Source organism: Desulfobacula toluolica Tol2 (genome assembly GCF_000307105.1).
GTDB lineage: Bacteria > Desulfobacterota > Desulfobacteria > Desulfobacterales > Desulfobacteraceae > Desulfobacula > Desulfobacula toluolica.
The window spans coordinates 2,663,474-2,677,066 of the sequence record NC_018645.1 but is presented as its reverse complement, the minus strand read 5'-3'; the positions used below and the strand labels follow the sequence as shown (position 1 = coordinate 2,677,066).

Annotated in this window: 9 protein-coding genes; 2 read left to right on the top strand and 7 right to left on the bottom strand. The window is 41.7% G+C overall.

Annotated elements, in window-relative coordinates; all coding sequences use genetic code 11:
• Nucleotide 1 precedes the first annotated feature (1 nt).
• Nucleotides 2-2,023: a ThiF family adenylyltransferase gene (locus TOL2_RS12345; RefSeq protein ID WP_014957772.1), complete on the top strand. Its 2,022-nt coding sequence runs from the start codon at nt 2-4 to the stop codon at nt 2,021-2,023.
• 97 nt (nt 2,024-2,120) lie between these two features.
• On the opposite strand, the gene TOL2_RS25245 is transcribed toward TOL2_RS12345, so the two are convergent.
• The 5 genes from TOL2_RS25245 to wtpA form a co-directional block, all read right to left on the bottom strand.
• Nucleotides 2,121-3,062 carry a PEP-CTERM sorting domain-containing protein gene (locus TOL2_RS25245; RefSeq protein ID WP_014957771.1) on the bottom strand — a complete coding sequence of 314 codons (942 nt, stop codon included), beginning with the start codon at nt 3,060-3,062 and terminating at the stop codon, nt 2,121-2,123.
• A 158-nt stretch (nt 3,063-3,220) separates the two neighbouring features.
• On the bottom strand, nt 3,221-4,891 hold the full coding sequence (locus tag TOL2_RS12335) for a hypothetical protein (RefSeq protein WP_014957770.1): 1,671 nt from the start codon (nt 4,889-4,891) through the stop codon (nt 3,221-3,223).
• Nucleotides 4,892-5,901: 1,010 nt separating this feature from the next.
• On the bottom strand, nt 5,902-6,942 hold the full coding sequence (locus tag TOL2_RS12330) for an ABC transporter ATP-binding protein (RefSeq protein WP_014957769.1): 1,041 nt from the start codon (nt 6,940-6,942) through the stop codon (nt 5,902-5,904).
• 44 nt (nt 6,943-6,986) lie between these two features.
• Nucleotides 6,987-7,769: an ABC transporter permease gene (locus TOL2_RS12325; RefSeq protein ID WP_014957768.1), complete on the bottom strand. Its 783-nt coding sequence runs from the start codon at nt 7,767-7,769 to the stop codon at nt 6,987-6,989.
• A gap of 4 nt (nt 7,770-7,773) precedes the next feature.
• Nucleotides 7,774-8,763, bottom strand: coding sequence for a tungstate ABC transporter substrate-binding protein WtpA (wtpA, locus tag TOL2_RS12320; protein WP_148278110.1), 990 nt, complete (start codon nt 8,761-8,763; stop codon nt 7,774-7,776).
• Nucleotides 8,764-9,063: 300 nt separating this feature from the next.
• Here wtpA and TOL2_RS12315 point away from each other — a divergent pair, with 300 nt between their 5' ends.
• The gene (locus TOL2_RS12315; RefSeq protein WP_014957766.1) at nt 9,064-9,627 is read left to right on the top strand and encodes a type I restriction enzyme HsdR N-terminal domain-containing protein; all 564 of its coding nucleotides are present in this window, start codon (nt 9,064-9,066) and stop codon (nt 9,625-9,627) included.
• Between the two features lie 16 nt (nt 9,628-9,643).
• On the opposite strand, the gene uvrA is transcribed toward TOL2_RS12315, so the two are convergent.
• The gene (gene uvrA, locus TOL2_RS12310) at nt 9,644-12,499 is read right to left on the bottom strand and encodes an excinuclease ABC subunit UvrA (protein WP_014957765.1); all 2,856 of its coding nucleotides are present in this window, start codon (nt 12,497-12,499) and stop codon (nt 9,644-9,646) included.
• Nucleotides 12,500-12,502: 3 nt separating this feature from the next.
• The gene (gene pdxA / locus TOL2_RS12305; RefSeq protein WP_014957764.1) at nt 12,503-13,543 is read right to left on the bottom strand and encodes a 4-hydroxythreonine-4-phosphate dehydrogenase PdxA; all 1,041 of its coding nucleotides are present in this window, start codon (nt 13,541-13,543) and stop codon (nt 12,503-12,505) included.
• Nucleotides 13,544-13,593: the final 50 nt, after the last annotated feature.

The window sequence follows — 13,593 nt, the reverse complement described above, 5'->3', positions numbered from 1 at the left end:
AATGGAACCTGATTCCATGTTTGAAACACTTGAAAATTATGGGATTACAAACAAGGAAGAATATATTTCCCAGGCATTTGCCAGAAATATCGGCCTGTTAACCCTGAAAGAACAAAAAAAGCTTTCCCATGCTAAAATTGCAATCCCCGGCATGGGCGGAGTAGGGGGAATTCATCTGATCACTATGGCCAGGACAGGGGTCGGCAAATTTCATATTGCAGATTTTGATGTGTATGAGCCTGTTAATATCAATCGTCAGTTTGGCGCCAGGGTACCGGATTTTGGAAGACCTAAAATAGAAGTGATGAAAGAACAGGCCCTTTCCATTAACCCCTATCTTGAGATTTCTCTTTTCAAGGATGGGATAAATGAATCAAATATGGATCGATTCCTTGACGGGGTGGAAGTTGTCATAGACGGACTTGATTTTTTTAAATTTGATATCAGAAGACTGCTTTTTAATAAGGCCGCTGAAAAAGGGATTTATGTCATTACAGCCGGTCCCATGGGTTTCAGTTCTGCTATGCTTGTCTTCTCCCCTGATGGAATGGGCTTTGATGAATATTTTAATATACGAGATGGTCTGAAAGATAAAGATAAGTATCTTTCTTTTGCTATAGGGCTTTCTCCAAAACCGACCCACATCCGATATATGAATTTGAAAAAAGTTGATCTTGAGTCAAAGGCCGGCCCGTCTTTAAACATTGCCTGTCAGATTTGTTCCGGCATGGCAGCAACTGAAAGTTTAAAGATTATTTTAAAAAAAGGAACAATAAAACCTGTGCCGTATTATGTTCAGTATGATCCTTATCTTCAGAAACTACGTAAAGGTCGTCTTTTTATGGGAAATAAAAATCCCTTGCAGATAATAAAGATGTTTATAATAAAAAATATACTTGAAAAAAATAAAAAATTCATGCCACCCAAAATAGATATTCCGCCCATTCCGGAAAACTTTAACAATGGTATCCCGGAAGACATCCTTAAATACATAATAACTGTCGGGATATGGGCGCCTTCTGCAGATAATTGTCAGCCATGGAAATTTGTATGGGATGGTAATGTGCTGTCTCTGCTTAAAGATCCGGAAAAGTGCGGTTTTTTTTATGATGTTAACCAGGAATCAACATACCTGACCTTCGGCGCTTTAATGGAAAACATATCCATTGCCGCATCTCATTTTGGATTAAAAACCCAAATAGAGTTGTTTCCGGCTGGCTATGATTCAGATATCATTATTGATTTAAAATTCGTTGTTGAAAGGATCAGGGAAGATCCTCTTTTTTCTTGTGTTTTGTCAAGATGTGTAAACAGGGAACCTTATGCTAAAAAAGAAATTGATCAAAAAATTTTTACTGCATTAAAAGAGTTGGTCGCTCAAACATCTGAGGCTGAATTAATATGGATCGATAATGCGAAAGATAAAAAAATATTGCAGAAAATCGTGTTTGATGCAGATCGGGTACTGTTTGAAGAAGAAAGACTGCACAACGGTCTGTTTCAATGGTTAAATTTGAGTAAAGGCCATAAAAAAGACGGCATGAATTTAGATGTCCTTGGTTTGAATTACATACAACAATTAATCTTCCCTTTGATGTCTGACTGGAAGAAGATGCAATTTATGAATAAATTTGGTGCAAGCCGCATGGCAGCATTGAATTCCGTCAGACTTCTGAAATCGTCTCCGGCATATGGGTTGATAGCAATAAAAAAAAGGAAGCCTGAAACCTACGTTGCCGGCGGCAGAATCATGGAAAGATTTTGGATCAAGGCAAATTCACTTGGTCTCTCTTTGCAGCCCATGGCCGGGTTTGTCTTTCTTTTAAATCATTTGGCTGCTGATGGGGCGCACCAGTTCAGATCTGATCATCAACAATGGATTCAAACATTTCAAAACAGTTTGAATCAAATTAAAGGCATCAACAAAGGCTTGCATTATCTGATGTTTTTCAGGATGGGAACCTGCGATAAAAATTCCAGAAGAACACAAAGGGAATCTCCTTTATTAAGCATCACCAAATAATCATAAGACTGCGGATAAAAATAATGGGAGCTTCTTTTTAAGGAAGTTCCCATTATCATTTGAGACGATACTTCAAAAAAATGAAGTGTCTGCTTTTTTAGCCTTTACGTCTTCGGCCCACTGCAGCGATTGAAAGCAAGCCGATACCAAACAATGCCAATGTGGCAGGCTCAGGGATGCTAGCGGTAAGTGTGAAGTCAAGATTGTCAAAAGCCGGCCAGCTTGAACTGTCAGTTGGTGATGAAAAACCGCCATTTCCGCCGGTAATGTTAGATCCAAAGATAAGCGATCCCCAATCATAGTCTCGGATAGTCGCATCCAGCGCAATATTTGCATTGTCTATTGCGGTTGAATTCGGGATGCTTCCGAAATCGCCAAGGTCAAAAGGTGCTATTACAGACAGGAAATCACCTGCATTTGACATATCCAGCCAAAGGCGAAGATCTCCACCTACTGCTGAATCGATCCCCGCCTGAACGGTGCCATCCCTGTTATAATCCCGCCCGGCATCCTCAAACACCCAACCCAGGAAGTTCCCATCATTGGTGGTCTTGCCGTCGGTCGCAAATGTAAATTCAGCAGCGCCAGCGCCATCTGTGTTGATTTGACCGGTCGCCCAATTGAAGTATATAGCATCTGCAGCAGTCAGGGGCGTTGCAGTGTATTGAAACAGATCAATGGCTTGGGTTCCAAAGCTGTCGTCGGGGCCTGCAGGACCCAAATCAACATCACTAGCGGTTGCAATTTTAACTGCGGTAAACCCAGTTACTTCATTATACGAGGTTCCACTGCCGATGGTGGTATCACCAATGGTATTTATGCCGACCATTGTAAAAAGGATATCACCCGTGGTAACCGTTGCAGTACCACCCCCCGAGACCGAACCATCTACGTTGATAAAATAATCAGCACTGTTGTCTGAAAAAAGGGTACTCCCCCCTGTGGTGTCAATCAGGGGAGAAACCGATAAGGCAGCAGCGCTTGTAGCGAAACACATTGATACAAATAAAAAAACTGATAAAATCGCTTTGAGTTTCATTTGTATTTTCTCCTTTAGTTTAAAATTAGAACAGATAAAAAAATCATAATTGAGTATCGTTGCCTAATTTATCACCTCCCTTCACAATTTATGTGTGATGTGCCGGCAAGGAGCCCTTTGTCTGTGATTGGAGTGACTCCTCGCCAACGGTTCTGTTTTTATTTTTTTGATTCAAAAAGCTCCGGAATCAGCTCAATAATTGCCGGACATTTTTCACCTGTTTCAGGGTGTATCTGATAGTTGCCATGCTCCAGAAAGCCCTGAAATTTGTAAATGATCTCTCCCGGATCGTTCGGATCTCCTTTGGCGTAAATCTCGATCTGATAGTAATCGGGGCATTTGTCGCAGATTTGTCCGCCTTTATCGCCAAATTGAGGATCCGGCTCACTATCCAGAAAAACAGCATCAGAGGCTTCGTAGGGTCCGGGAGGGGTATCAAAACCGGCCTCTTTGAGTCTGTCTATCCAGTTGCAGCCGTCCGTGTTCTCGTCGATAAGTGATGCTTCCCTCGTGGGCCTGTCGTTTTCTCCGAAATCGCCTACCATGGCTCTGTAATAATGAAAGGTACTGGCCGGGTTATTCTTTTTGTAAGGAACAACGCCCGGCAATTCCGCATCAAAATGCTGGAAGGCAAAAATACCGATTCCTGTCCAGAAAATCTGCTTGAAGGGAGCACAACGGGCCTGCACGCACCAGCCCGGATCCGCGCATTCAATTGTACTGATCTCAGTTCCTTCAGGCGCAGATGATGTGCCGGAGTGGAAGCCAAAGCTGCCTTCGGCACCGCCGTGCTGCGTATGGGTCCAGTGCCCACGAGACTCACCTCCTGAGGGCGCACCGATCTGCCCTCCGGTGGTTATCCAGTAGTCGTTATCCTCGCCCTCATAAAGATAGGTCCATGTTGGCAGTCCATCGGCACCAACAGCGGGGCTGACCGTCGCATTTCCGCCTGTCATCCTGCACTCTCCCGGAATGACTTCTGAGACGACTGTAACAGTAAAATCCAGGTTGTCGTAAATTGGCCATTGGCTGCTCGATTCCGGGCTGGAAAATCCGCCGTTACCACCGGTGAAATTGTCGTTGAAATTCAGGGGTGCCCAATTTTGAGTAAGAATTGTGGCATCGAGAGAGATATTTGTATTGTCTATTGCAGTTGATGACGTGATGGCTCCGAAAGCGCCGGGGTAAAGAGGGGCTCTTACAGAAAGAAAATCACTGTTTTCGGGGATAAGCCCTATAGTAAGCCGCAAATCCCCGTCGGATGTGGCGGTTAAGCCTTCTTGTATCCCTATTGACCGGTTATAGTTTTGTGCAGAATCTTCATACACAAATCCCAATAATATTCCGTCATTTGAAGCACCTGAAACCGGTGTGAAGGTAAATTCCGCCGTCCCCGCCCCATCCAAGTTGATTTCTCCCGTTGACCAGTTAAACCAGGCTGAATCTGCTGGGCCAACCGGCCCTGCGAGAAACTCATACAGATCGATATTTTGATCACCAAAGCTATCGTCCGGTCCCACTGGTCCAACATCTGTGTTGTTACTTGATAAGATTTTAATGGCCGTAAGGGCGGTTACTTCGTTGTAGGCAGTGCCGGATCCGATCGTGGTACTATGGATGGTCGTTATACCGGTTATCGTCACAAGAATATCCCCTGGTGTAACTTCGCCATCTGAGTTCTTGTCTATAAATATCTCGGCACTATTATCGGAAAGCAGGGTTGGCGAATCAACAAGGAATAACCCGGCGACAGGCCCCGCTGCATTTACAATCTGCACCATGATAAATGCTAAAAAAAAAGCAGCTAAGCAGATTATTTTTCTTTTCATAATCCTTCTCCTTTTTTGCTGGTTTAAATTGATGTCCTCATAAAAATTTATTTTCAACCCAAACAGTATGTTGGGATTTTGACTCGCTCATGGTGCCCTCTATTTCCGATCGCCACCGGTAGCGATCCTTAAAATTAATTGTATTAGCTCAACTTTTTTTGTTGAGGGGGGATTTTTTAAGGTTTCATAAAAATTGATATTTAATAAGCAATATTTGTGCCGTTATAGCCGAATTGAATTTGTATATAAATCAGATACTAATACAGATAGCGGAGTGGTAACAGAGATAACTTATGCAAGATACTTCCCACTTGTTGTGTGGTTTGGCTTATAGAATGTCATTCAATTTCAGAGTTGTATAATGGGAGTAACTTTTTGAAAAGGAGTATTCATGTTTCTTTTTGTATCAAAATTTTTGATTTGTGTCCCAAACTCTTATAAAATTTGAACCTCCTTTTTAATTTGGGGTAACATTAATTCCCGATGGTTTGAATGTTTGGATTTCAACATTCAAACGTTCCCATTTTATATGGTTTCCCAATTTTGTAATCACCTCCTATCGTATTAATTTTAAATATATGTCAATATACTAAGCAATTATATAAGCAATTATAATGCCAGTGTCTCTTTTGGTAGTGATCCCCTCCTGTTTTTTAAAATTTTAATTTCGTAAATTTGTAATTTTATATTCTTGAAAAGTACAATCGTCAATATTGCAATAATGATGCAATTATAGATACTGACCAGAAAAAATATTTTTTTAAATAAATTGGAAATCATCCTTTATTAAGCGTGAAAATTAACAGGTACTCTCAGGAAGATTAAAGATTATGAAAAATAGTTCACATCCACTGTGAAAAAAAATTCACAATATAGGACATTTTTTGTTCTTTTTCATTTAGTGTGGTTAAGTCATTGTTTTAAAATTAAAAGTTATCTGTCTGTTTTTTAACAACAGCCCTTGGTTTTGAAAGGTCTTTGTTTTATTTTTTGGAGTTTGAGAACCTTATTCAAAAGGTATGGACGGATTCGGGGTGAAATCCAAACCTGACGCGTTTGCCAATATCCAGGTCATGATCCCGAATATAGCTTCGCGGCCAAATTGCTTCAAACTCAAAATTTTGAGTTTGAATATAAATATTTAAAAAAACACCATTACTTGTTATTCTTTTAATTTGTCCCTCAAAGCAGTTTTTAAAATTGTTTGAATCAAAGGTGTTTAAAGAAATGTCTTCGGGTCTAATGCCCATATATTTATCCGTGTTACCGGGTTTGTGGGCAGGTGTTATTTTAATGTTCTTGTCTTTTAAAATTATTTCGCCGTTTAGTTTACTGATGGGATTGATATTTTTCATTCCGACAAAAGAAGCTGTAAATTTTGAATTAGGTCTTTCAAATATGGTTACGATTTCGCCTTGCTGCATGATTCGGCCGTTTTTTATGATTGCGCCCCTGTTGGCAAGATACAGCACATCTGAAAAATTATGGGATACCATTATGATGGTGATCTCCAGGTCAGCGTGGATTTTTTTTAACAGTTGTTTGGCCTCTTCGTGAAATACCGGGTCCAACGCAGATAAGGGTTCATCTAAAAGCAGCACCCTGGGATTTAAAATCAGAGATCGAGCAAGGGCAACCCGCTGTTTTTCACCACCGCTCAAATTTTGCGGACGACGCCTGGTTATTTTTTCCAGTCCCAGTGTGCAGACAAGGGCATCAAACCTTTTTTGGGCGGTCTGCCTGGGGATTTTGTGATAGGACACACCATAAAATATATTTTGTGTCACATCCAGGTGGGGAAACAATGCAAAATCCTGGTAAACAATGGCAAGGTTTCGTTTTTCAACAGCCATGGTTGTGCTGTCATGGTTTTCAAGCAATAGATTCCCGCTTGAAAACGGGATAAGCCCAATCATTCCCTCAAGCAGCAAAGACTTTCCAGAGCCTGTGGGACCGATCAATGCAAAAAAGTCATTCTTTTTTATATGAAGGTTTATTTCCTCCAATGTGAAGTCAGGCAAGGTCAGGCTGATGTTTTTTAGACGGATCATGTTTTTATGGATACTATTATTGTTTTTTTAATTTTTAATAAGGTTTATGATTGATTAATTGATCGTGACAGCATTCGCAAAACAACAAATAAAATAAATGAAATGATAATCAGCCAGACAGCAATGGGTTGTGAGTATTTCAGTCCGTAAGCCGTAAATCTTTCATAGATCATAACAGGTGCGGTCATAGGATGATAGGCCACGATGACAACCGCTCCGAATTCACTGATTGCCCTGGCCGTACACATGATGATGCCCAGTATCATGTGCCGCCAGGTCAGCGGAAATGTGATGCGCATAAAGGTTGAGAATGCTCCCGCACCAAGTGTGCGGGAGGCGTTTTCAAGTCGGACCGGGACGCTGTCAAAACCTGCTTTTACAGTGTTTACATAAAATGGAAGACCCACAAAGAGCAACACACAGACAATACCGGTCCGGGTGCCCATGATTTGGATTCCAAATTCAGACAGGAACCTGCCAATGGGATGGTTTCTTCCGGCAAGGCTGAGAATGGCAATACCCACAACAGGATGGGGGATCATGATCGGTAAATCAATGATCCCCTCTATTATTTTTTTCCCCATGATGCTCTTTCTGGCCAGAAGATACGCAAGAGGGGTTCCCATTGCAAAAGAAAGAATGCCTGCACAAAGAGACAGGCTTATGGATCTTGCGATGGCAGCCACTACATCCTTGTCTGATATTGTCTCTATGAGCATTTCAAAAGTGGGTTCAAATGTCATTTTAATCAGAGGCAATGTCAGAAGAAGAATCAACGGCAGGCTTAAAAACATGAACAGCCAGTTTAAGGGTTCGATCCGTTTCATTGATCTAATTTTTTACTTCAACCAGGGATTTGATTTCAGACGGAAGTTTGGCCGCCATCTCCTGGGTCGGCACACGGCAGGGAATAAAAGGAGGCTGTCCCATCTCTTTTAAAGTCTTTAAACCATGCTCGGAAGAAAGAAGAAAGCTTAAGAAGGCTTTTGCCGCCTCAGGATTGGGAGCGTCTTTAATAAGGGTAATCCCGTATGTGCAGGATTTTCCTTTTTTTGTAATCCATGTGTTGGGTTTTTTACCCGTGACTTTTACCTGGGCCTGTTTGTAAAAGTCGTCATATTTGTAATTGCCAAGGTTGATGTGATCGTTAAGCGTTACAAATTTTAATTCATGCTGAATAGCCACTGACATGTATTCCCAGGCATAATCCATGTTCCCGGTTTTCAGCAGATTGACCAGTTCAACGGATTTGGGCCGGATGTTTTTCTGGGGACGATTGTCAATGAGTTTTTGATAAAGTCCGTCGATATTGTAAAATTTTTCAGCCAGCTGCAACACCATAATACTGCGGTATCCGCAGGGATCAATATTCTGATCGGAATGGCCCCAGACCACATCTTTTTTTTGTAAAATTTCATACCAGTTTTTATCATTGATCTGATTTGAATACCTGCTTTGGTCTGTGTAACACAGAACCAGCTGGTTTGTGGCAAACCGCACATTCCAGTCGGCAAATTTCGGGATCAGGTTATTATCAATAACTGTGTAATCTGCAGATGCCATGATGTCGGCGGTTTTGCCGACTTCTGAAATAAGGCGTGCCATTTTTGTGCTGCCGCCGGCTTCACGCTGTACGTCAACTCCGGGATATTTGGCTTCAAATGCTTTTTCAATCTTTGCAAACGGTACGGTTAAACTTCCCGCATGAAAAATGGTCAGCTTGCCGGTTGGTGCAGCTTGTGCGGAAAATGGATACAGGATTAAGGCGCATAAAACAGGCCAGATAAAGACAGATGTCAGGTTGAACATTTGATTTTTCATTATATTTTCTCCTATTAATTATTATAAAACACCGTTATCTATAGTTTTCACTTTGAGCTAAGTCAAGAAATAAATAGAATTTAAACTAAAATTAACCATAAATAACCGTTACATCAAAAAGAAGAGTGTGGGTGAGGTAATCCGTGTTTATTCAACACAAGGCTTGTAATCTTTATTGATTGTTTTAATATTAAAGTAACTCCATTTTCGGAGTCGGCAAAATTTGGATGAATCTTTTTTTGTCGTGGCAGGGTGATCTGTCATGGCCGTTAGTTAACCATAAACATAGGTGAAGCATAAATGGAAACTCAATCTAACCCTCATCATTTAATTCTTGGAAAGCTCAATGATTTTTTGACCGGTGCTGTTTTGGCAGACACTCTTGATGAACGATACCGGCAGAAAATTGCAAAACATCTTGTATCAGTCTGCGGGTTTGAAAAAAAAGATATTCAAAGCAATGTAAATCTTGAAGTTGCTGCAGGAGAGAAAAAAGCTTCCGTAAAAATTGATTTTCTTGTCCGGCACAAGAAAAAAATCATTGCATTGATCAAGTTCGCGCCAGGCTCGCTGGTTACCAGAAGGCTTTCTACACTGGCCCTGTCCAGAATAATCAAACCGTACCAGGTTCCGATTGTAGTGATCACAAACGGTGAGGATGCCGAGATTATTGATGGGAATTCAGGAAAGGTCGTTGCAACCGGGCTTAAAAATTTGCCTGATAAAAACGCAGTGGAAAAAAATATGTCATCTTTTTTGTTTGAACCGGTTAAAACGGTCAGGTTTGATCAGGCCTCAAGGATTGCATACGCCTGTGAAGTGGACGGAGCCTGTCCTTGCGATTCAGATGTCTGTATTCTTTAACTAATCAATTAAATAATCAATCCGATGTGTAAGGATAAGATGCTGTTTTGAATTTTTTTAGCATCTTGTTAAGGTAAAAGCCTGTGTAGGATTTTTTGTTTTCAGCAATATTTTCGGGCGTTCCCAATGCAACAATTTGCCCGCCTTTCTCGCCGCCTTCCGGCCCAAGATCAATGACGTGATCCGCACATTTTATGACATCAAGGTTGTGTTCTATCACCACCACTGTATTGTTTGCATCCACAAGTTTGTTCAGGACAAACAATAATTTGTTAATATCATCTGAATGCAGTCCTGTGGTGGGCTCATCCAATATATATATGGTTTTTCCGGTTCCTTTTTTGGTCAGCTCTTTTGCCAGCTTTATTCTCTGAGCCTCACCCCCTGACAAGGTTGTGGCCGCCTGCCCAAGTTTTATATACCCTAAGCCCACTTCCTGAAGGGTGGAAAGCTTGGTACGGATGGATGAAATATTTTCAAAAAACCGTACTGCCTGGTTAATTGTCATATTAAGAACCTGGTCAATATTTTTATCTTTATATTTGATATCCAGGGTTTCCCTGTTATAGCGTTTCCCTTTGCAGACATCACACGCCACATAAACATCGGGCAGAAAATGCATTTCAATTTTAATGATACCATCCCCTGAACAGGCCTCACACCTGCCGCCCTTAACATTAAAGCTGAACCGGCCGGGTTTGTACCCCCTTGCCTTTGCTTCCCTGGTTTTGGAAAACAGATCCCGTATGGGGTTAAAGACCTGGGTATACGTGCCAGGATTGCTTCTGGGGGTTTTTCCGATGGGAGACTGGTCAATGTGGACAACCTTGTCGATATGTTCAAGACCTTTGATATCTTGAAAACTTCCGGTCATTTTTTTGGACAGGTTGATCCGGTTTGCAAGAATTTGGTAAAGAGTGGACAACACAAGAGTTGATTTTCCCGAACCTGAAACACCTGTAACGCATGTAAAACAGCCCAAAGGAAAAGAAACATCAATATTTTTAAGGTTGTTTGAATTTGCCTGGTAAATGGTTAAGAATTTTCCAGTCCCTTTTCTTCTTTTTTCAGGAATTTGGATGCTTTTTTTTCCGGACAGATACAGGCCGGTGAGTGAGGTTTCACTTTTGATCAACTCTTCCGGCGGACCTGAAAAAACCACTTCACCACCTTTTACCCCGGCTGCGGGTCCGATATCAATTATATGATCGGACGCAAGAATGGTTTCTTCATCGTGTTCCACAACCAAAACGGTATTGCCAAGATTTCTAAGATTTATTAAGGTGGCCAGCAATCTGGCGTTGTCCCGTTGATGAAGCCCGATACTGGGTTCATCCAGTACATAAAGCACCCCTGTCAGTTTTGATCCGATCTGGGTGGCCAACCGGATTCTCTGGCTCTCTCCGCCGGACAGGGTTGCAGCCGAACGGTCAAGTGTAAGGTACTCAAGGCCGACGTTCTGTAAAAAACCCAGCCGTTCCGCCAATTCCTTGGTAATTCGATCTGCAATGATTTTATCCTTGTCTTTAAGCTTCAGTGACGAGATAAACTCACCTGAGTGCCGGATTGAAAGAGACGTGATCTCCCAAATGGTTTTATCCCCGACCCTTACGGAACCCGAGGCTTTATTGAGTCGAGTCCCATTGCAAAAAGAGCAGGGTTTATAGTTCATAAATTTTTTTATCGATTCTTTTGTGTAAGCTGAGTCTGCCTCATGATATCGTTTTTTTAAATTTGGAATCACGCCTTCAAAGGTTTTTTTATAAACAATTTTTTTTTCCATCCTCTCGACATAAAAAGGTATTTCTTCTTTTTTTGATCCATACAGCAACACCTGTTGAAATTCAGGAGACAGCTCTTTAAACGGCGTATAAATATCGGTTTTATAATGGGTAACCAGGGCATCAAGAAATTCCATGAACTGAACCGAATCCCTGTTTTCCCAGGGGATGATCGCACCTTGTCTTAATGAAAGATTTTTATCAGGAACAATCAGGTCAGGATCAAACTGGGTTATTGATCCCAGCCCGTCACATTTTGTGCATGCCCCCTGAGGCGAGTTAAATGAGAAAGACGCGGGTGTGAATTCAGGGTAGCTGATTCCGCATTTAACACAGGAGGCTGTTTCACTGAAAAGGGTTTCTTTGTCATGGGTGAGATCAAGTAAAGTGACCTGTCCCTCGGACATGGAAAGCGCAAGTTCCAAAGAGTCTGCCAGGCGTTTTTCAATACCGTCCTTAATGACCAGGCGGTCAACAACCACATCAATGACATGGTTTTTGTTTTTTTCAAGCTTGGGAATATCATCCATTAAATAGATGTCAAAATCAACTCTGACCCTGGCAAAGCCATCTTTTTTTATCTTTGCAAACAATTTTTCATGGGAACCTTTTTGTCCGGTTACCAAGGGTGCCAAGATGATTATTTTTGATTTTTCTTCCATTGCCATGACCCTGTCTGTTATCTGGTCAACGGACATGGAAGAAATGGGTGAACCGCATTTATAACAATAGGGCTTGCCGATTCTTGCAAATAATAATCGAAGATAATCGTAAATTTCCGTGACCGTGCCAACCGTTGATCTGGGGTTGTGGCTTGCGGTTTTTTGCTCAATGGATATGGCGGGACTAAGACCTATGATAGAGTCAACATCGGGTTTGTCCATCTGTCCTAAAAATTGTCTGGCATAGGTGGACAGGGACTCAACATACCGTCGCCGGCCTTCGGCATACAATGTGTCAAAAGCCAGTGTGGATTTGCCTGACCCTGAAAGTCCTGTAATCACCGTAAAACTGTTTCTGGGTATTTCTACATTAATATTTTTAAGGTTGTGTTCCCTTGCACCCTCAATGATGATTTTATCTGTAGCCATTTATTACCATTTGTTCTCGTTTTCTATTTGTTCTCGTTTTCTGTTTTGAGCCTGGAATGCGGCTGTTTTAACGGCTTGAATCAGGCTTGAAGGGTCTGCAATTCCCTGCCAGGCAATATCATAGGCGGTTCCGTGATCTACGGATGTCCTGATAATTGAAAGGCCCAGTGTGGTGTTGACGCCGTCTTTAAAATGAATGAGTTTAAATGGAATCAGACCCTGGTCATGGTACATGCAGATAACAGCATCATAACGGCCATTGACGGCCTGGTAAAAAACAGTATCCGGAGGCAGAGGGCCTGTAACCTTTAATCCTTCTTCTTTGGCAAGCATTACCGCAGGCGCAATAATGTCTTCTTCTTCTCTTCCAAACATGGATTCTTCTCCGGCATGGGGATTGAGTCCTGCAACGGCAATGTTTGGCATTGGAATATTGAACCGGTCTTTTAAAGAGGTGTGGGCCAGTTTTATTTTCTTGAGAATCCCTTGTGTGGTCAGACTTTCAGACACCCGGGATAACGGAATATGAATCGTGACCAGGATGACTTTAAGCCTATTGCCGGTCAGCATCATGGCGTATTCTTTGGCATCTGTCCGATGCGCCAGCAGTTCTGTGTGGCCATGAAATTGAGAACCGGCAAGTTTCATGGCCGTTTTTGTGATGGGGCAAGTGACAAGACCTGCAATACGTCCGGCAAGGGCAAGATCAATTGCACAGGTGATATAATTTTGCATGGCGGTTCCGGTTTCAACTGTTGGGTATGAAAGATCGGATTGATTTGTGTCAATAGTTGAAATATCCATGATATCCAGAGTGCCGGATTGATATTTGCCTTGTTCAGGGTTGTCTATGATATTAATATTGTTGCTGATATTTAAAAGACTTAAGGCCTTTTTTATAATATGGGAGTCACCAAGAATAAGCGGTTTGCACACAGCATAAAGAGTTGAATCGTTTAAGGCTTTTACAAGTATCTCTGGACCTATTCCCACAGGGTCTCCCATGGTTATGCCGATAATGTGCCGGGCGTTTGAATGTTTCATAATAAATAGCCATACCTTTAAAATATTTATGTTTTATATGAAAGTCCTTA